Source organism: Streptomyces sp. NPDC052016 (assembly GCF_044548445.1).
Lineage (GTDB): Bacteria > Actinomycetota > Actinomycetes > Streptomycetales > Streptomycetaceae > Streptomyces.
In genome coordinates this window covers 152,218-171,013 of record NZ_JBIUBX010000020.1, presented here as the reverse complement: position 1 = coordinate 171,013, position 18,796 = coordinate 152,218, and the positions used below count along the sequence as shown (strand labels likewise).

Sequence of the window (18,796 nt, the reverse complement as noted above, 5' to 3'; positions counted from 1 at the left end):
CCGGGCACCGACTTCGGTGGAACGCCCGGTCCGCGCACGGACAGGAGCGGCACACCCGCGCCGGGTCCCGACTTCGGCGGGACGTCGTTCCCCGGCCCGGACACGAGCGGCGCACCCGCCCACGCACCGGGCACCGACTTCGGTGGAACGCCCGGTCCGCGCACGGACAGGAGCGGCACACCCGCGCCGGGTCCCGACTTCGGCGGGACGTCGTTCCCCGGCGCGGACACGAGCGGCGTACCCGCGCCGGGCTCCGGCTTCGGTGGGGCGCCGTTCTCCGGTGGTGGGGGGAGTGGTGTGCCCGTCGCGCCGGTCCCGCCGCCCGCGGTGGCGCACGTGCCGCCGGGCGGTCCCGTGCCTTCGGGCGGTGGCCCTGTGCCTCCCGATGGCACCGCCCCCGTGCCTCCCGGGAGTCCTGCCGCTCCCCCGGACCCCGGCGCCCCGGCCTCCGGTGTCCGTTTCGACCGGCCGGCGGAGCCCGAGGAGTACCCCTTGCAGGCGCCCGACCCCCGGGTGGCCGCCGAGGCCGCGGTGGTGGCCGGGAGCGGCAAGGTGTGCGTGGCCTGCCGTGCGGGCCGGGTCGACGACGACGGCTACTGCGAGAACTGCGGGCACGCCCAGCCACGCGAACGCGACCACATGGAACAGGAGTCGGGCCCCGTCGCCGCCGTCAGCGACCGCGGCCTGCGCCACCACCGCAACGAGGACGCCTTCGGCGTCGGCCACACCGCGCTGCCCGACGGGTCACCCGCGCTGGTGGCGATCGTCTGCGACGGCGTGTCCTCCGCGACCCGGCCGGACGACGCCTCGCTCGCCGCGTCCCGGGCGGCGAGCCGGTCGCTGCTGACGGCCCTGCCGCAGGGCACGCACCCGCAGCAGGCGATGCACGAGGCGATCCTCGCCGCCTCGCACGCGGTGAACGCCCTCGCCGAGGAACCCGCGACGGCCCGCGAGCACGCCCCGCACCAGAACGCCCCCGCCTGCACCCTCGTCGGCGCGGTCGTCACCGCCGGCCTTCTGGTCGTCGGCTGGGTCGGCGACAGCCGCGTCTACTGGGTCCCGGCGGACCGGGGTTCGTCCCCGGCCCGGCTCACCGAGGACGACTCCTGGGCAGCCCAGATGGTCGCCGCGGGCCTGATGAACGAGGCGGAGGCCTACGCCGACGACCGCGCCCACGCGATCACCGGCTGGCTCGGCGCCGACGCCTACGAACTGGAGCCGCACACCGCGTCCTTCAAGCCGGACCGCCCCGGTGTGCTGGTCGTGTGCACCGACGGCCTGTGGAACTACGCCGAGGCGGCCGAGGAGATGGCCGAGGCACTCCCCCTCGACGCCGCCGCCCGCCCGCTGCACGCCGCGCGGGTGCTCGTCGGTCACGCCCTGGACGGCGGCGGGCACGACAACGTAACAGTGGCGGTCCTGCCGTTCCCCGCCCCCGCGCAGGGGGCAGGATCGGCCTGAGGCCGCAGCACCAGCACGTCGCACACGGGGAAGCAGCGGCGGACCGGAGGGGACCGGTCCGCCCATCGTCATCGCCCCACGAGCGTGGGGTGTTCTAGGGGGATGTGATCAGGCATGGCCAATTTCTCGAAGTCGAACGTGCCGCAGTTCTCGGTGGACGTCTACCAGAACGAGTACCTGCCGGAAGGCGGCCGCGAGGTCAACGCGATCGTGACGGTCACCGCCACCGGCGGCGGCACGGTCGGCAGCGCCGTCGCGGCACCGCACCTGTACGCCCCGGGCCAGGGCCCGTCCGCCGCCGTGGCGATCATGGTCGACTGCTCGGGCTCGATGGACTACCCGCCCACCAAGATGCGCAACGCCCGCGACGCCACGGCCGCCGCCGTCGACACCCTGCGCGACGGCGTGCACTTCGCGGTGATCGGCGGCACGCACGTGGCCAAGGAGGTCTACCCGGGTGGCGGGCGCCTCGCGGTCGCCGACGCGAGCACCCGCGAGCAGGCCAAGCAGGCCCTGCGCCGGCTCAGCGCGGGCGGCGGCACGGCGATCGGCACGTGGCTGCGGCTGGCGGACCGGCTGCTGTCCACCGCCGACGTCGCCATCCGCCACGGCATCCTGCTCACCGACGGCCGCAACGAGCACGAGTCGCCGCAGGACCTGAAGGCCGCCCTGGACTCCTGCGCCGGCCGTTTCACCTGTGACGCCCGCGGTGTGGGCACCGACTGGGAAGTGAAAGAAGTCACAGGGATCGCCTCGGCCCTGCTCGGCACCGCCGACATCGTCGCCGACCCGGCCGGCCTCGCCGCCGACTTCACGCAGATGATGGAGACGGCGATGGGCAAGGAGGTCGCGGACGTCGCCCTGCGGCTGTGGACCCCGGTGGGCACCGGCATCAAGTTCGTCAAGCAAGTCGCTCCGACGGTCGAGGAGTTGACCGACCGGCGCACCGAGTCCGGCCCGCGTTCGGGGGACTACCCGACCGGCTCCTGGGGTGACGAGTCCCGCGACTACCACGTGTGTGTCGAGGTCCCGGCGGCGAACATCGGCCAGGAGATGCTGGCCGCCCGGGTCTCCCTGGTGGTCCCGCAGCCCGGGGGGACCGCGCAGAACCTGGGCGCTCAGGGCCTCGTACGGGCCGTGTGGACCGACGACATGGCCGCCTCCACCTCGATCAATCCGCAGGTCGCGCACTACACCGGGCAGGCCGAACTCGCCCAGGCGATCCAGCAGGGACTCGACCTTCGCAAAGCGGGCGATATGGATGGAGCAACGGCCAAACTGGGCCGGGCCGTTCAGCTCGCCAGCGCCTCGGGGAACGCCGATACTGCGAAACTGCTTGCGAAGGTGGTGGACGTGGTCGATGCCACGACAGGTACTGTGCGACTGAAGGCGAAGGTCGCCGAGGCCGACGAGATGACTCTCGAGACCCGGTCCACAAAGACTGTTCGTGTAAAGAAGTGACCCAGCAGGACACCGAAGTACTAGTAGGACCGAAGGAAAGGGGGACGCGCCGACATGCCGACCTGCCCGAACGGACACCAGTCGGGTTCCGACGACTGGTGCGAGGTCTGCGGTCACCGCATGGTCGGTGCCGTACCACCGCCCCCTCCCCCGCCGCCCCCGACGGCCGGCGGGGGGTACGGCTTCCCGCCGGCCCCGCCCGGCCCCGGCGGTCGTCCCGACGGCCGTCACTCGTCCGCGGTACCGAACGCCGAGCCGGAGCTGTGCCCGCAGTGCCGTACGCCTCGTGAAGGCGGTGCGCCGTTCTGCGAGGAGTGCCGGTGGAACTTCCTGACCAACACGGCGACCTCGTACACGCCGGCCGCCCCGCGCCCGCCGGCGCCCACGGGTCCCGGCGCGGGCCCGGGTGGTCCGGGTCCGGGCGGTCCGGGGGCGGGTCCGGGCAGCCCGGGTGGACCCGGTGCGCGGTACCAGCCGCCGCCCCCGTCCTTCGGCGGCAGCGACTCCTTCGAGTACCAGAGCTCCCGTCCGTCCCAGGTGAACCGTCCCGCCGAGCCCATCCCGCCCGGCCCGCCGTTCGGCGGCGAGCCGTCGCGGCCCTCGGGTCCCGGCGGTGGCCGGCCGCCGTTCGGGCAGGAGCCGGGCGGTCCGGGCGGCGGGCAGCCGTTCGGGCAGGAGCCGGGCGGTCCGGGCGGCGGGCAGCCGTTCGGGCGTGAGCCCTCGGGTCCGGGCGGCCCCGCCGGAACTCCGCCGGGTGCGCCCGGCGACCCCTTCGGGCGTGGTCCGTCCGCGGACCCCTTCGGACGCGAGCCGTCCCGTCCCGGTGGCCGTCCTCCCGGCCCGCACGGTGCCGGCCCTTCGGGCCCCGGCGGCCCGAGCGGTCCCGGCGGCCCCTCGGGTCCGTCCGGCTTCGGTCCCGACCCCTCCCGGCCGGGTCCGCCGCCGCACGGCGGTCCCGGTGCCACGGCCCCCGGCGCTCCGCAGGCCTTCCAGCCGTCGGGTCCGCAGGCCCCGCCCGGCTTCCCGCAGGAGACCGGTCGGCCGCAGCCGGGCGGTCCCACCGGTGGCGGCTTCGGCGGTGACGACGACTGGGTGATCTCCCCGCCGTCCCACAACGCTCCGGGCGGCCCGGGTGCACCCGGCGGCGCCCGGGCCGGCGGTTACGGCTATCCGCAGCCCGGCGCCACGCAGGCGCCGCCCCCGCCCGGCCCGGCGTTCCCGCAGCAGCCGGCGACGTGGACGGCGACGATAGGGCCGGACCGCGAGTACTTCATGGCGATGATGCAGCGCTCCGGCCCCGAGGCCGCGGGCCTGAACCTGCCCGCGTACTCCCCGGAGCAGCAGCGCACGCTCACCGGCAACCAGATCACCATCGGGCGCCGCCGCCACTCCACCGGCGAGACCCCCGACATCGACCTGTCGGTGCCGCCGGAGGACCCGGGCGTCTCGCACCAGCACGCGGTGCTGGTGCAGCAGCCCGACGGAAGCTGGGCGGTCGTCGACCAGAACTCGACGAACGGCACCACGGTCAACGGCTCGGACGAACCGATCCAGCCCTTCGTGCCGGTACCGCTGCAGGACGGCGACCGGGTCCACGTCGGCGCGTGGACGACGATCACGATCCGGCGAGGCTGACCGGCTCCGTCGCCGGCGACTCGGGCGGGGTGGACGGGGTCACGGGAGGGGCCAGGCGTACGGCCCCTCCGGCTCGTCCAGCCACGCCCAGGCCTGCTCTCCGCCGACGGTGACGCCGTACCGCTCCCGTCCGGGCCTGCCCTCGCGTTCCCAGAGCGCGTAGGCCTCCTGCGGGTCGAGGGTCCTGCGGGTCAGGGCCAGCAGGAACCGGAACAGATCGCTGGTCCTGGCGCGTTGCGGCACTCCGCCGAGGGGCACCGGTTCCGACCCGGGCCGGTCCGCGCCGCGCAGGGGCACGAAGAAGGCCGGGGTCTGCAGGAAGTTCCCCTCCGCGTGCGCGGCGTCCCGTACCGTCAGCACGACCAGGCCGGTGGCCAGCGGGGTCAGGATGCGGGCGCCCGGGCGGCACTGGGCGAGCCAGGCGCGCGGGACGGACGCCAGCTGGCAGGTCGCGATGATCCGGTCGAAGGGCGCCCGCTCGGGCACTCCCCGCGCCCCGTCTCCGGTCACGACGGCGGGGTGGTACCCGGCGGCCGCGAGATGCCGCCGGGCCGCTTCGGTGATCTCCGGATCGAGGTCCACGGTGGTCACCCGCTCGTCCCCGAGCCGGTACGACAGCAGCGCCGCGTTGTATCCCGTCCCGGCGCCGATCTCCAGCACCCGGTCGCCCTCGGACACCCGCAGCGCTGCCAGCATCAGGGCCATCAGCGAGGGCTGGCTGCTGGAGGAGAGCAGCTCGCCGTCGCGCAGCCGGGTCGCCAGCGGGACGTCCTCGTAGGCGCCGGTCACCCAGCTCTCCCGGACGCGCGGGTCGGGGCTCTCCCCCCAGCGCCGCTCGTAGCCGCCGGGACCGGCCACGTAGTAGTACGGCACGAAGAGGTGGCGCGGGACCGCGGCGAAGGCCTCCTTCCACGCCGGATCGTCGGCGAGGGCCCCGCTCTCCTCGATCTCCCGCACCAGCGCGGCCCGCGCCGAGGCGGCGAGTTCCTCGATGTCCTTGTCGAGCGGGTGCGTAGCCATGCCTCCACTGTGCTGCGGGACGCGGCACGAGGCGAGCGCCGCGGCTCACCCGCGTCAGCTCGTAGGCGGCGGCCGCCGACGCGCCGCGGTCGCGGGCCGGCCCCGAGGTCCTAAGCCTGGAGTCCTCGGTCTCCGCGTCTGAGAGCATGGGGAGCGTGAAAGAGATTCGGCGCGGCACGCTTCAGGAGCAGACCTTCTACGAGCAGGTCGGCGGGGAGGAGACCTTCCGCCGGCTGGTCCACCGTTTCTACCAGGGAGTAGCCCAGGACCCGATCCTGCGGCCCATGTACCCCGAGGAGGACCTGGGCCCGGCGGAGGAGCGCATGAGGCTCTTCCTGATCCAGTACTGGGGTGGTCCGACGACGTACAGCGAGAACCGCGGCCACCCCCGGCTGCGGATGCGGCACGCCCCCTTCGTCGTGGACCGGGCGGCGCACGACGCCTGGCTGAGGCACATGCGGGACGCGGTGGACGAGCTCGGCCTCTCGGAGGAGCACGAGCAGACGCTGTGGAGCTACCTGACGTACGCGGCGGCCTCGATGGTGAACACCCCCGACTGACCCCGACGGGCCCCTGGCCGGACTCCGGCCGACCCCTTGCCGCTCCCGGCCCGGCCACGGGCCGGGCCTCGGCGGCGGTCCTGTGACGCGGGGTTCTCAGCGCACGCTGAGGTCCAGCCCCCCGAGCCCGGTCCGCCGCACGGCGATCGACCCGTACGGCGTCCGCAGCCGCAGCCACGCCCCCGAGGAGAACAGCCCGGCGTCCCCGGGCGCGGCGGCGGCCGGGCGCAGGAAGCCCAGGGACTGGGCCGCGTGCACGGCCCGGACGGGCAGCCCGGTGTCCCCGACGGTCCGGGACCAGATCTCCCGCCCGATCCGGTCGAGTTCGGCCCGCGTACGCCGCTCGGGCGCCAGTTCCTCGGTACGGCCGCGGAACTCGGCGACCGCCGCGCCGACCAGCGAGCGCAGCGCGTCCGGCGCGGGCAGTCCCGCCTCCGGGCGCCAGCCGCCGCGCGGCGGAAGCACACCGGCCCACGGCGGCCCGGTCACCGCGGCGGGCACGGCGGCCGTCGCCGCCGCCTCGTCCACGCTCTCCAGCAGCTCACCGGCGGACACGGTCACGTCCAGCGTGACGTCCAGCCCGTTCTCGTACGGCTTGGCCAGCCGGACCGCACGGATCGCCAGCACCTCGAAGGACGGCGGCCGTCCGAAGACGGCCAGCGCGGTGCCGGCCGCCTGCAGCCGGACCGCGGCCCCACGGTCGTAGTGGAGCAGCCGGGAGAGGAAGGCCGCGAGATCCGCGGCCTCCCCCTCGTCGGCGAGGTGGAGCACCGTCATGCGGCGACGGCCTCCTTGTCGTCGTCCCGGTACTCCTCGAGGAACGCGCGCTCCTCGTCCGTGATCCGACGGGGCCGCTGCGCCTGGAAGTCGAACGGCACTATCACCGTCGAGGCGCGGACGTACACCTGGTCGCCGTCCTTCACCTCGTAGGCGAGGGTGAAGGACGCGGCCCGTATCTCGGTGACCCACAGCTCGATGTCCACGGGCCTGTGGCGGTGGACGAGCTGCCGCTTGTAGTCGATCTCGTGGCGCGCCACCACGGACCCCTGCTTGAAGTCCTTCTCCGGGCGGAACAGGAAGTCGATACGGGCCTCCTCCAGGTAGCGGAGGAACACCACGTTGTTGACGTGGCCGTACGCGTCCATGTCCGCCCAGCGCAGCGGGCAGCGGTAGATGTGCCGCAAGATCAGCCCCGGGTCAGCTTCTTGTAGGTGGCGCGGTGCGGACGGGCCGCGTCCGGGCCGAGCCGCTCGATCTTGTTCTTCTCGTACGACTCGAAGTTGCCCTCGAACCAGAACCACTTGGAGTCACCCTCGTAGGCGAGGATGTGCGTGGCGACACGGTCGAGGAACCACCGGTCGTGGGAGACGACCACAGCGCAGCCCGGGAACTCCAGCAGCGCGTTCTCCAGGCTGCTGAGGGTCTCGACGTCGAGGTCGTTGGTCGGCTCGTCGAGGAGCAGCAGGTTGCCGCCCTGCTTGAGGGTGAGCGCGAGGTTCAGGCGGTTGCGCTCGCCGCCGGAGAGGATGCCGGCCGGCTTCTGCTGGTCGGGGCCCTTGAAGCCGAAGGCGGAGACGTACGCCCGCGAGGGCATCTCGACCTGGCCGACGTTGATGTAGTCGAGCTCGTCGGAGACCACGGCCCAGAGGGTCTTCTTGGGGTCGATGTTCTCGCGGCTCTGGTCGACGTACGAGATCTTGACGGTGTCGCCGACCTTGATGTCGCCGGAGTCCGGGGTCTCCAGACCCTGGATCATCTTGAAGAGTGTCGTCTTGCCGGCGCCGTTGGGGCCGATGACGCCGACGATGCCGTTGCGCGGCAGGGTGAAGGACAGGTCGTCGATCAGGACCTTCTCGCCGAAGGCCTTGTTGAGGTTGCTGACCTCGACGACGACGTTGCCCAGGCGCGGGCCCGGCGGGATCTGGATCTCCTCGAAGTCCAGCTTCCGCATCTTCTCCGCCTCGGCGGCCATCTCCTCGTAGCGGGCGAGACGCGCCTTGGACTTGGCCTGACGCCCCTTGGCGTTGGACCGCACCCACTCGAGCTCTTCCTTGAGGCGCTTCTGCCGCTTGGCGTCCTTCTGGCCCTCGACCTTGAGACGGGTGGCCTTGGTCTCCAGGTACGTGGAGTAGTTGCCCTCGTACGGGTAGGCGCGGCCGCGGTCGAGTTCGAGGATCCACTCGGCGACGTTGTCGAGGAAGTACCGGTCGTGGGTGATCGCCACGACGGTGCCCGGGTACTTGGCCAGGTGCTGCTCCAGCCAGTTCACGGACTCGGCGTCGAGGTGGTTGGTGGGCTCGTCGAGGAGGAGCAGGTCGGGCTGCTCCAGCAGGAGCTTGCACAGCGCGACGCGGCGCTTCTCACCACCGGAGAGGTTGGTGACGGGCCAGTCGCCGGGCGGGCAGCCCAGGGCGTCCATGGCCTGCTCCAGCTGCGCGTCGAGGTCCCACGCGTTGGCGTGGTCGAGCTCCTCCTGGAGCTTGCCCATCTCGTCGAGCAGCGCGTCGGAGTAGTCGGTGGCCATCAGCTCGGCGATCTCGTTGAACCGGTCGAGCTTGCCCTTGACCTCGGCGACACCCTCCTGGACGTTCTCCAGGACGGTCTTCTCCTCGTTGAGCGGGGGCTCCTGGAGCAGGATGCCCACGCTGTAACCGGGGGACAGGAACGCGTCACCGTTCGACGGCTGCTCGATCCCGGCCATGATCTTCAGAACGGTCGACTTACCGGCACCGTTCGGGCCGACCACACCGATCTTCGCGCCGGGCAGGAAGTTCAGCGAGACGTCGTCAAGGATCACCTTGTCGCCGTGTGCCTTGCGCGTCTTGCGCATGGTGTAGATGTACTCAGCCAAGAGAAACCGTCCGGCAGCTTGAAATCTGGCAGTGGGCAGATACACCCCATCTTGCCGGACGGCTACCCCTGGGGGGAAACCCGAATGGTCGGGCGGCCCTGACCTGGGGGTTTCGCAGCCGGCGGCTATGGCCGACTGTCACTGCCGGTCGTCGAGCGGCGGCCTCGGGGGCGTCGGCCGGCCCAGGTGCGGCCCTGGAGGACTGCCCCTCGTCCTCACGTTCCGCCCGCCGGGGCGGGGGTGCCAAGCAGGTGGGCGCGGCGGGCCCGAGCCGCGTCGGGTGTGAGCCGCCGGCGCCGGCGAGCCGCAGCGGGGCGCGAGGGCCTTCCGGGGCACCGCTTCGGCCGACCCGGGATGCATGACCAGGGGTGCGCCCCTACCGTCGAATCTGCCGCCGATGACGCATCGGTGTCAGGTGAGGAGATCAGCATGGGCCGCTCCAGAGGCGCTCGTGATGTGAGTTCCCGTAGGCAGCGGAGTGCCTCCGGAGGGTCGGGCCCACAGCCGGGCAAGCCGACGGTCCGCACGGTCGATTCGCCGGAGACGACGGCTTCCGACGCTCCCGGCCCGGTCGATCCGCCGCCCCGGCGGAGCCCGCCGGGGTCCTCCCACCCGGTGTCCCCCGCCGGATCCGCTCACGTCGCGGCCGGGCCCCGCGGTTCCGGCCGGGCATCACCGGCGTCCGATGTGCTGCCGTCGGCGGGCAGGATCCGGTTGCGCCTTGCGCAGGTCGACCTGTGGTCCGTGGCGCTGACCAGCGCGCTGGTGTCCCTCGGGCTGGGCCTGTGCGTGGTGGTGGCCGTGGCCACCATGTGGATCGTGGACGATGTGATGAGCCCGACGCCCGAGGTCAATCCGTCGCTGCTGTGGGGGCTGATCCTCATGGCCGTCACCGTGATGGTGGAAGTGGTGCTGGGGACGGCGCTGGCGACCCTCGCCGCCTTCTTCTACAACCTGGCGGCCCAGCACACCGGCGGTGTCCAGGTGACGCTGGACACCGACCTGGCGACTCCGGGGCGGTCGCGGCTCGCGGCCCTGCTCGAGCACGAGCGCCTGCGCTCCCGGCTCCCCGGGCGGCTCGGCACCAGGCTCGGTGTGACGGCCTCCGACCGCATCCGTGGGCCCGAGGCGGCCGGCCTGCGGAGCGGTACCCGATAGGCGCGCCCGGACCGGTGCGCGGCGGGACGGTCCGGTCTTCCGGGGCCCCTTAGTGCCGCACTCCGTTCTCCTTGCGTCCCACCAGCAGCAGCACCGCGCCGCCGATCACCACCAGGCCGATCGCCGTGCCGGCGATGAGGGGGGTGGCGTGGGAGCTGCCGGTCTGGGCGAGGTTGGTGTCCGTGGGGGTGGTGCCGCCGACCGTGGCGGGGCTGGGCTCGGCGAGGGTCTGGGTGGTCAGGCCGGTCTCGTTGGCCTGGGTGGTGCAGTCGAGGACGCCGGTGAAGCGGGTCGCGGTGCCCTGGGGGTCGTTGATCGTGAAGTCGTAGGCCTGGTCTTCCTGGAGGGGGATCGTCACCGTCCGGGACGTGCCGGCCGGGATGGTGTGCTGGATCCCCATCAGGTCGAAGGTGAAGGCCTCGTCGCCCTGGTTGGCCGCGGTGATGTCCACGCCGTTCCTGGCGCAGTTCTTCGCCGCGGACAGTGCCGGTATGGCGCCCGCCGCCGCCCAGGTCGCGGTCGCCGTCGCGGAGACGGCCGACTCGCTGGAGCCGGCGAGGATCTGCGTCTGGCTACGGCTCTCGGAGGTGAACGCGCGGCCGACGGGGACGGTGGTCGAGGCCTGGACGGTCAGCTGGGCCGATCCGGCGGCGGCGTCGGCGGGCACGTCGAAGTACAGCCGGCTGCCGTCCGTCGCGGAGGTGACGTCCTTGCCGTCCTCGCCGACGATCCGCACGCCGCTGCTGGCGGCGTCCAGCGGGGGTGCGACCGTGACCGCGCTCGCGTCGGTGCGTACCGTCACCGGGCCGAGCAGTTCGCCGGGGCGGCCGGAGACCGCGGAGCCGTCGAGGATCAGTGAGGCCTGGGGCTCCGCCACGGTGCGGGCGGCCTTATGGAGGTAGTCCGCGAGCTGTTCGGCCTGCGGGTCGACGGCGTCGACGTCCGCGCCGTCGGAGTAGCGCCAGATGGCCACCTGGGTGCCGGCCGCGGCGTCCTGCTCGGTGAGGCCGCCGCCGATGCCGGCCTTCTGGGCGAGCGCGGCGAGGTTGTCGACCTGCGGGTAGGAGTTCTGGAGGATCCAGTGGATCCGGCCCGCGTCCTTGTTGACGCCGAGCGAGGTACCGCTCCAGGGCGTCTCGTGGTACTGGGCGTCCTTCTGCGTGGGGTTGTACAGGTCGACGCAGTAGGTCTGCAGGGTGCCGCCGCCCTCGACGGACATCTCGAACAGGCCCGCCGACACCTCCTGGTCCCCGCTGTCCCCGTGGATGACGGCGGCGCCGTACGTCTTGAGGCCGCCCACGGTGGCCGTCGCTCCGCTCCGGTTCTGTGTCGTCCCGTCGGCGACGGCCGTGCCCGCGGTGGCGACGGCAGCGGCGAGTCCGGACACCAGCGCCCCGGCGGCGAGGCGGGCAGCCCCTCGCCCGCGCGTGAACGGCGCGGAGAACCAAGAAATCACGTAATTCCCCTCCGAGCAGGACCCGTTGATGTGGGGGGTACGGTCCCACCAGCAGAATCAGAAGCCCCAAGAGCCACGTCCGGCATCCTAGAGACGCGGCGCACCACGCTTCTCGGTAGTGCCGTCGGACGGACGATCCGAATCGGAATCGTTATCCCCAAGATCGTCCGCGAGCCGGGCTTATCGACAAATCCACCGGGGCGTTCGCCATGGACCGGTGGATAAGCCGTCATTCGTTCAGACCGGAGCGTTCCCTGACATCACGTCACCGTCACCGGCCGACGCAGCACTTGGGTCTCCTGGTCCGCGGCATCCCCGGGCGGTGTCTCCCAGTTGGGCTCGGGCCGTGGGGGCGAGCCGGCCGCCGTCGGCTCGGGGCGGCCCGTGCGACGGAAGGCGGACGTACCCCGCGCGAGGTCGTGGCCGATGGCGACGGCCTCGATGTCGGCCGACGTCCAGTTCTGTCCCTCCCGCACTTCGGTGCGCACCTTCAGCCGGCCCTGCACCATCACCGGGTCGCCCACGTTCAGGGACGCCGCCGTGTTCGTCGCGAGCTGACGGTTGGCCCACACCGTGAAGAAGTTGGTGTGCCCGTCGGTCCAGGTGCTCTTCTCGCGGTCCCAGTAGCGCGAGGTCACCGCCAGCCGGAACCTGGCCGACGCGCCCGCCGGCAGTTCCCGGTACACCGGTTGCGTCGCCACGTTCCCCACCGCGCACACCATCGTCTCGTTCATCGTCGTGAACCCCTCCCTCGCCCGGATCCGCTCGCGGGCGGAACGCGTACGGGCCCGTCCCGTACGGCTGCGTCTGGTTCGGCGGCCGCCGCGTCGCCGCGATCGCCGTGGCGTCAGACTGCCGCCGCCCGTCCAGGCCCGCCGAGCGCTGTGGACCACCCCCAGCCTGTGGACAACTCCGCCGCCCGCACGAGGGACGTGCGTCGCACCGGGCCGGGCTCACCTCTCCCGCGGCGGATCCGCCAATACCCTCGGGCACGCCGCCCCGCCGTCGCACCCCTACGCCGCTCCACCTGCAGGCGCCCCCACCCCGCCGACTCACCTCACGGCAGCCTCCACCCCCGTGACCCGCCCGTACTGCTCCCGTACCTCCCGGTACCGCAGCAGCTCCGCGGCCACCGGATCCAGCACCCTGGCCCGGCCGCACCCGGCGGCCGCCTCCCGCAGGCGCCGCTCCGCGTCCTGGCCGTATCTGCGCGCCGGGCCGCGGGCCGCCATCCGGCAGCCCCACTCGACGAGCGGACCGCCGACGATGCCGGCCATCATCAGCAGCACCGGCACCCCCAGGTTCGGTGCCATGAACCCGACGATCTGACCGACCAGCCACAGGCCGCCGACCACCTGGAGGATCGTCATCGCGGCCTGCGTCAGCACGGCCACCGGCCACCAGCCCGGCCGCGGCGGGCGTCCCGGCGGCAGCCCGGCCCGCGCGGCCAGTTCGTCCAGTGCCTCGGGCAGCCCCTGGGAACCCCGAACGGCCGCTTCCCGCACGGCCTGGGCCCACGGCGCCGGCAGCCCTGCCGAGGCCCGTTCGGACACCGTCCGCACCGCCTGCTCGACGCGCTGGCGTGCGGTGGCCTCCTCGTCGGCCTGCGCCGGGACCATGACCGGGCCGGTGGGAGGGTCGCGCCGGTCCAGGCACCAGCGCCACAGCCGCAGCCACGGCGTCCCGCACGCGCGGTTGGCGTTGCGCAGCCAGGCGCGTTCGGCGGCCTCGCCCGCGGCGGTGGCGCCGACCGCGTCCGCGAGCCGGGCGGCGAACTCGTCGCGCGCCTCCTCGCTCAGCCCGGGACGCCGTCCGGTGGCGTAGACGGGCCGCAGCCGCCAGGCGGCGGCGTCCACGTCGGCCGAGATGCGCCGCGCCGGAGCGCCGCGCTCCGCGACGAACTGGCCGAGCAGCTCGCGCAGTTCGGCGACGCCGTCCCCGGTGAGCGCGGACAGGGCGAGCACGGTCGCGCCCGGTTCGCCGTGCTCGCCGAGGGCGATGCCGTCCTCGTCGAGCAGCCGTCGCAGGTCGTCGAGGACCATCTCGGCGGCCTCGCCGGGCAGTCGGTCGACCTGGTTGAGGACGATGAACATGACCTCCGCGTGGCCCGCCATGGGCCGCAGATAGCGCTCGTGGAGGACGGCGTCGGCGTACTTCTCGGGGTCGACGACCCAGATGACGGCGTCGACCAGGGCCAGGATGCGGTCGACCTGCTCGCGGTGCTGCACCGCCGCCGAGTCGTGGTCGGGCAGGTCGAGCAGGACGAGCCCGCGCAACTGGGCCTCCGCCTCCGGGCTTTGCACCGGGCGCCGGCGCAGACGTCCCGGGATGCCGAGCCGGTCGACGAGGCCGGCCGCGCCGTCGCTCCAACTGCACGCGATGGGCGCGGCGGTCGTCGGTCGGCGTACGCCCGTGTCCGAGATGGTCACCCCGGCAAGCGCGTTGAACAGCTGCGACTTGCCGCTGCCGGTGGCGCCCGCGATGGCGACGACGGTGTGCTGACCGGAGAGCCGGCGCCGTGCCGCGGCCTCGTCCAGGACCCGGCCGGCCTCCGCGAGCGTCTTGCTGTCGACCCGTGTGCGGGACAGCCCCACGAGCTCGCGCAGCGCGTCGAGACGGGAGCGCAGGAAGCCGTCGTAGGCGAGCGGGGTCACGTTCTGGGAGCCGCCGCTGCGGATCTCCACGGCGACGGCCTGCTCGCCGGAGGTCTCGTTCACCCGACGTGCGATGAGACCGTCGTCCCAGGCCTCGGCGGAGTCGCCGGTGTCGGTGGGAGGGTGGCCGCCGCCGTCCCGGCCGCGTGGATGGCGGTCCTCGGCACGCCCGCGGACGTGGCCGTCCGGCTCGGCCGTACGCGCGCGGGGCCTGCCGTCCTGCCCACGCGCAGGGCCCTCGCCACTGCGCTCGCGCGCCGCGACCTCGCCACTCCGCACGCGGGCGCGGTCGTCCCCTTGCTGCGGGCGCGGACGGTCGCTCTGCTGCGGACGCGAACGCTCATCCTGCTGCGGACGCGAACGCTCATCCTGCTGCGGGCGCGGACGGTCGCTCTGCTGCGGACGCGGACGCTCATCCTGCTGCGGGCGCGAACGCTCATCCTGCTGCGGGCGCGGACGGTCGCTCTGCTGCGGACGCGGACGCTCATCCTTCAGCGGGCGCGAACGCTCATCCTGCTGCGGGTGCGGACGGTCGCTCTGCTGCGGGCGCGGACGCTCATCCTGCTGCGGGCGCGGACGGTCACTTTGCTGCGGGCACGGACGGTCACGTTGCTGCGGACGCGAACGCTCATCCTGCTGCGGGCGCGGGCGGTCGTCGCCGTTCCGCAGCCGCGCGAGCCTGTCGCCCTGATGCGCACGGGCGTGTTCCTCGCGCTGCGGCACGCGCGCGGGGCTGTCTTCCTCCCCTACTCGCGCGGGTGCCGCGCCCTGCCGTGCCCCCGCACGACCGCCGGCGTCCGTCTCGGGCGCGGGGCTGTCTTCCTCCCCTACTCGCGCGCGTGCCGCGCCCTGCCGTGCCCCCGCACGACCGCCGGCGTCCGTCTCGGGCGCGGGCCCGCCCTCCCCGCGTTCCGCGCTCTGCTCGCCGACTGCGCCACCCTCGGTCGGCGCACCGTGTGAGGCCTCGCTCTCAGCCCTCGCCTGCTTCCTCTCCAGGCCCTGCCGACTCTCGGGACCGGTCGGTCCCTGGGAGCTCTTGGGTCCCTGGTGTTCTGCCAGGCTCGTAAGTCCCTGCTGCTTCTGAAGGCTTGGCGGTACCTGTTGCTTCTGAAGGCTCGTGGATCCCTGCTGTTCCTGCTGTCCCTGCAGGCTCGCGGGTCCCTGCTGCTTCCGAAGGCTGAGGTGTCTCTGCTGTCCCTGCAGGCTCTTAGGCCCCTCAGGTTTCTGGAGGCTCTTGGGACCCTCCTGCTTCTGAAGGCTGTTCGGCCGGTGAAGACTCTTCTTCCCCTCGGGTCCCTGATGGCTCTCTGAGCCCTCCTGACCCGCCCCCGGGACCTCGGTGCCCATGCCGCTCTCCTCCGGGAGCCGGATCTCAGCGGTGTCGTCCTCGGCGATGCCGTTCCCCTCCTTGCCTGCCTCGGGTGTTGCCTCGTCGGTGGCCGGCGCGTCGATGTGATCGGTGTGTTCCGTGTGTTTCTGGTTCGTGACGGCGGTCACCGGTCACCTCTCCTTCTGCAGTACGGACAGCGCGGCGATGAGCTCGGCCTGGGGCTCTGCATGGACGTCGAGTCCGTCGAGCGGGGCGAGACGGCGCTCGCGTTCGTTGTGCATCACCCGGTCCAGGTGCTCGGCGAGCAGCCGTCCGCCCCGGTCGCGCAGCCGCAGCGCGCCGTGGGCGCCGATCCGTTCGGCCAGTCCCTCGCCCGCCGAACGCCCTCTGCGGCCGCCGAGCATGGTGGTGGCGACGAGGGCGGCGACGAGTTCGGGGTCGGGCGCGGGCCCGCGTTCCAGCTCGCGCACCTCCTCCTCGGCGTACTCCTCCAGTTCGCGCCGCCAGCGTCGTACGGCCATGCCGATGCGGTGTTCGGCGGTCTGCGGGGAGGCGTCGCGGTCCAGGAGGGCCTGGGCGCCCGCGGCCGGTTCGCGGCGCCAGGCCTCGTCGATGCGCTCGTCGGCCGCGGTGACCGCGCACAGCAGGAGGGCGGCCAGGCTCTCCGCGAGGGCGTCGAGGAGTTCGCTCGCGGTGCAGTCCAGCGGAAAGGCCCGCCAGCGCTTCAGGGCGTCCCCGGCGAGCACGGAGCCGCTCTGCAACCGCGCCCGCACGCGCGCGTACTCGCTGTCGTACGCCCCGTCGACGGCGGAGGTGAGCCGCAGGGCGGCCGCGTACTGCGCGGCGGCGGCGCCGGCCAGTTCGGGCATGCGGGACTTGAGGGAGTCGAGGACGCCGTGGGCCGTACGGGCCATCGCCTGGTGGCGGGCGGCGGGGTCCTGGGCGTGGTGGACGAGCCAGTCCCGCAGCGGCGCCACGGCGGTCGCCGGAAGCAGTCCCCCACCCCAGGCGGACTCGGGCAGTTCGGGCACGGTGAAGCGCGGTACGTCCCCCAGCCCGGCCTTGGTGAGCAGGGCGCCGTACTGGCGGGACACCTCGGAGACGACCTGGTGGGGTACGCGGTCGAGGACGGTGACGAGGGTGGCCCGGTACTCCTTGGCGGTGCGCAGCAAGTGCCAGGGGACGGCGTCGGCGTAGCGCGCGGCCGTGGTGACCATCACCCAGATGTCCGCGGCGCAGATGAGTTCGGCGGCGAGGACGCGGTTGTCGGCGACGAGGCAGTCGATGTCGGGGGCGTCGAGGAGGGCGAGGCCGGGCGGGAGGGTCTCGGCGGTCTCGATGCGCAGCACGCGTCTGCCGTCCTCGCCGGGGAGCAACAGCTCGTCCGTCGCCTCCTGATGGAGCGCCCACACGCGGGTGAGGTCGGGCAGCACGCGCATGCCGCTGAACCAGTGATGGTCCTCCGGATGGCAGACCAGCACCGGGGTCCGTGTCGTCGGCCGCAGCACGCCCGCCTCGCTGACGCGCCGCCCCACGAGGGAGTTGACGAGCGTCGACTTGCCGGCACCCGTGGACCCGCCCACGACGGCCAGCAGCGGCGCTTCGGGCTGCCTCAGCCGGGGCACCAAGTAGTCGTCGAGCTGGGCGAGTAGTTCGTCGCGGTTGGCACGCGCGCGTGGAGCCCCCGCCAGGGGCAGCGGGAAGCGTGCGGCGGCGACACGGTCGCGCAGGGCGGAAAGTGCGTCGAGCAGCTGAGGCCGTACGTCCAAGGTCACCACATGCGAAGAATGCCCAATTTCAGGGGATTTATGAAGCATATAGGCATGCCTGCGCGCCGATAGGACACAAGGGACGGAAGGTATGACTGGGACAGAGGCACAGGCCAGGCATAACGAGTGCACAACACCCGGGGCTCGAGACGCCAAAAGCGATGCACGATTCGCACCTGCCTGCGATTATCAGGACCGCTTCACTGAACCTCCACATTGAGCCACGGAGGCGAAGCACTCGGGACAAGGAACCGGGAGCCCTATCCTTGTCCCCGGCAACGTCACGGATCGGCCCGCACCCGGGCACCAGGTACGAGGCCACCACACCCGGCCCCCGTAGCTCAGTGGATAGAGCAGGCGCCTTCTAAGCGCTTGGCCGCAGGTTCGAGTCCTGCCGGGGGCGCTCTTCCCACACGGCGTTCCCACCCTCCCCCTCCGGGAGGGTTTTCTGTCGGACAACGCTGGTGACCGTCCGGATGTCGCCACTAGGCCCGTGCGAGACGGCCCGCGGTGAACTCCTCGGTGGACCACGACACGGACCACACGTCCAGCGCCGGGTCCCCCGACAGGATCGCCGCCTGCAGGCTCTGCAGCCGCGGACAGGGCTCGACGCCCAGCTCCTTGTTGAGCACGGCCCTGAGCTGGTGGAACGCCTCCAGCGAGCGTCCGACGCGGCCGGCCCGGTACAGGGCGATCATCAGATACGCGCAGAGGTTCTCGTTCATCGGGTTGCGCGCCACCACCCGCGTCAGCTCGCCCAGCAGATCGGCGTGGCGCCCCAGGGCCAGGTCCGACTCGATGCGCCGTTCCAGCGCGCCGAGCCGGCTCTCCTCCAGCGACACCGCCTCGATCTCCAGGACGCTGCCCTTGCGGACGTCCACCAGCGCCGGGCCCCGCCACAGCTGCAACGCCTGGCGCAGTTCCTCCGAGGCGCGGCGGTGGTCGCCCCTCTCGGAGGCCGCACGGCCGGCGCGCACCCGGCTCTCGAACATCTCGACGTCGGTCCGGCAGGCCCCGCCTTCGAGGAGGTAACCGCTGTGGCGGGTGCTGAGTATCTGCCGTACGCCCGGGCGGTCGGAGTCGGCGGCCGCCAGCGCGTTGCGCAGCTGCAGGACGTAGGTCTGCAGGGTGGTGGCGTGGCTGCGCGGGGGACGGTCCCCCCACAGCTCCTCGATCAGCGCCGGCACCGTGACGACACGGCCCGCGTTCAGGGCGAGCAGGGCCAGCACCTGCCGCTGCTTGGGCGCGCTGGCCGTCACCGGCGTGTGGTTGAGATGCAGGGACAGCGAGCCGAGCAGCCCGATGCTCAGCGGTCCGGGCTGCTGCCCGTCATTGAGGGCGTCGTACCTTCCAGGGCCTTCGGACATTCCGTTCCTCCAGGCTTCGCACCTATCGATCTCGCGAACCAGCATCCCCAGAGGGCCCGGAGTTGCCCACTGAA

The 18,796-nt window shown here is 73.0% G+C and carries 15 protein-coding genes and 1 tRNA gene; 7 read left to right on the top strand and 9 right to left on the bottom strand.

What is annotated here, in order from left to right:
- The 3 genes from ACIHAR_RS25080 to ACIHAR_RS25070 form a co-directional block, all read left to right on the top strand.
- The coding region (locus tag ACIHAR_RS25080) for a PP2C family protein-serine/threonine phosphatase (protein ID WP_400021959.1) at positions 1-1,461 on the top strand (1,461 nt) is incomplete at its 5' end.
- A gap of 114 nt (positions 1,462-1,575) precedes the next feature.
- Positions 1,576-2,922 carry a VWA domain-containing protein gene (locus ACIHAR_RS25075; protein ID WP_365462329.1) on the top strand — a complete coding sequence of 449 codons (1,347 nt, stop codon included), beginning with the start codon at positions 1,576-1,578 and terminating at the stop codon, positions 2,920-2,922.
- A 54-nt stretch (positions 2,923-2,976) separates the two neighbouring features.
- The gene (locus ACIHAR_RS25070; protein WP_400021956.1) at positions 2,977-4,557 is read left to right on the top strand and encodes an FHA domain-containing protein; all 1,581 of its coding nucleotides are present in this window, start codon (positions 2,977-2,979) and stop codon (positions 4,555-4,557) included.
- Positions 4,558-4,596: 39 nt separating this feature from the next.
- Here ACIHAR_RS25070 and ACIHAR_RS25065 read toward each other — a convergent pair whose 3' ends face one another.
- On the bottom strand, positions 4,597-5,577 hold the full coding sequence (locus ACIHAR_RS25065) for a methyltransferase domain-containing protein (RefSeq protein ID WP_400021954.1): 981 nt from the start codon (positions 5,575-5,577) through the stop codon (positions 4,597-4,599).
- Positions 5,578-5,723: 146 nt separating this feature from the next.
- Between ACIHAR_RS25065 and ACIHAR_RS25060 the strand changes: the two genes are divergently transcribed.
- Positions 5,724-6,137, top strand: coding sequence for a globin (locus tag ACIHAR_RS25060; RefSeq protein WP_365462323.1), 414 nt, complete (start codon positions 5,724-5,726; stop codon positions 6,135-6,137).
- A 96-nt stretch (positions 6,138-6,233) separates the two neighbouring features.
- On the opposite strand, the gene ACIHAR_RS25055 is transcribed toward ACIHAR_RS25060, so the two are convergent.
- The 3 genes from ACIHAR_RS25055 to ettA are packed head-to-tail and all read right to left on the bottom strand — an operon-like array spanning position 6,234 to position 8,988.
- Entirely contained in the window at positions 6,234-6,914 is a 681-nt protein-coding gene (locus ACIHAR_RS25055) for a hypothetical protein (RefSeq protein WP_400021951.1), read from the bottom strand.
- Positions 6,911-7,321, bottom strand: a complete 411-nt coding sequence (locus ACIHAR_RS25050) for a thioesterase family protein (protein WP_365462319.1) — start codon at positions 7,319-7,321, stop codon at positions 6,911-6,913. Before ACIHAR_RS25050 ends, ACIHAR_RS25055 begins: the two co-directional genes overlap by 4 nt.
- A 2-nt stretch (positions 7,322-7,323) precedes the next feature.
- Complete coding sequence (gene ettA, locus ACIHAR_RS25045; protein WP_365462317.1) at positions 7,324-8,988, bottom strand: energy-dependent translational throttle protein EttA; 1,665 nt, start codon at positions 8,986-8,988, stop codon at positions 7,324-7,326.
- A 714-nt stretch (positions 8,989-9,702) separates the two neighbouring features.
- Between ettA and ACIHAR_RS25040 the strand changes: the two genes are divergently transcribed.
- Positions 9,703-10,146, top strand: a complete 444-nt coding sequence (locus tag ACIHAR_RS25040; protein ID WP_365462315.1) for a DUF3566 domain-containing protein — start codon at positions 9,703-9,705, stop codon at positions 10,144-10,146.
- Positions 10,147-10,195: 49 nt separating this feature from the next.
- On the opposite strand, the gene ACIHAR_RS25035 is transcribed toward ACIHAR_RS25040, so the two are convergent.
- The 3 genes from ACIHAR_RS25035 to ACIHAR_RS25025 form a co-directional block, all read right to left on the bottom strand.
- Complete coding sequence (locus tag ACIHAR_RS25035; RefSeq protein ID WP_400021948.1) at positions 10,196-11,602, bottom strand: Cys-Gln thioester bond-forming surface protein; 1,407 nt, start codon at positions 11,600-11,602, stop codon at positions 10,196-10,198.
- Between the two features lie 260 nt (positions 11,603-11,862).
- The gene (locus ACIHAR_RS25030; protein WP_400021946.1) at positions 11,863-12,336 is read right to left on the bottom strand and encodes a single-stranded DNA-binding protein; all 474 of its coding nucleotides are present in this window, start codon (positions 12,334-12,336) and stop codon (positions 11,863-11,865) included.
- A 318-nt stretch (positions 12,337-12,654) separates the two neighbouring features.
- Positions 12,655-14,319: a GTPase gene (locus ACIHAR_RS25025; RefSeq protein WP_400021943.1), complete on the bottom strand. Its 1,665-nt coding sequence runs from the start codon at positions 14,317-14,319 to the stop codon at positions 12,655-12,657.
- A 60-nt stretch (positions 14,320-14,379) separates the two neighbouring features.
- Here ACIHAR_RS25025 and ACIHAR_RS25020 point away from each other — a divergent pair, with 60 nt between their 5' ends.
- Positions 14,380-15,216 (top strand): hypothetical protein, encoded by an 837-nt coding sequence (locus tag ACIHAR_RS25020; protein ID WP_400021941.1) that lies wholly within the window; start codon positions 14,380-14,382, stop codon positions 15,214-15,216.
- Between the two features lie 540 nt (positions 15,217-15,756).
- Here the strand turns inward: ACIHAR_RS25020 and ACIHAR_RS25015 are convergent.
- Complete coding sequence (locus ACIHAR_RS25015) at positions 15,757-17,364, bottom strand: dynamin family protein (protein ID WP_400021939.1); 1,608 nt, start codon at positions 17,362-17,364, stop codon at positions 15,757-15,759.
- Between the two features lie 321 nt (positions 17,365-17,685).
- On the opposite strand from ACIHAR_RS25015, the gene ACIHAR_RS25010 reads away from it, so the two are divergent.
- Positions 17,686-17,758: transfer RNA gene (locus ACIHAR_RS25010), tRNA-Arg, on the top strand.
- 82 nt (positions 17,759-17,840) lie between these two features.
- Here the strand turns inward: ACIHAR_RS25010 and ACIHAR_RS25005 are convergent.
- Complete coding sequence (locus ACIHAR_RS25005) at positions 17,841-18,722, bottom strand: BTAD domain-containing putative transcriptional regulator (protein ID WP_400021937.1); 882 nt, start codon at positions 18,720-18,722, stop codon at positions 17,841-17,843.
- Positions 18,723-18,796: the final 74 nt, after the last annotated feature.

Bases quoted from the DNA above. Each gene is read 5' to 3' on its own strand.
- ACIHAR_RS25075 (WP_365462329.1), top strand. From the start codon at position 1,576: ATGGCCAATTTCTCGAAGTCGAACGTGCCGCAGTTCTCGGTGGACGTC.
- ACIHAR_RS25070 (WP_400021956.1), top strand. From the start codon at position 2,977: ATGCCGACCTGCCCGAACGGACACCAGTCGGGTTCCGACGACTGGTGC.
- ACIHAR_RS25065 (WP_400021954.1), bottom strand. From the start codon at position 5,577: ATGGCTACGCACCCGCTCGACAAGGACATCGAGGAACTCGCCGCCTCG.
- ACIHAR_RS25060 (WP_365462323.1), top strand. From the start codon at position 5,724: ATGGGGAGCGTGAAAGAGATTCGGCGCGGCACGCTTCAGGAGCAGACC.
- ACIHAR_RS25055 (WP_400021951.1), bottom strand. From the start codon at position 6,914: ATGACGGTGCTCCACCTCGCCGACGAGGGGGAGGCCGCGGATCTCGCG.
- ACIHAR_RS25030 (WP_400021946.1), bottom strand. From the start codon at position 12,336: ATGAACGAGACGATGGTGTGCGCGGTGGGGAACGTGGCGACGCAACCG.
- ACIHAR_RS25005 (WP_400021937.1), bottom strand. From the start codon at position 18,722: ATGTCCGAAGGCCCTGGAAGGTACGACGCCCTCAATGACGGGCAGCAG.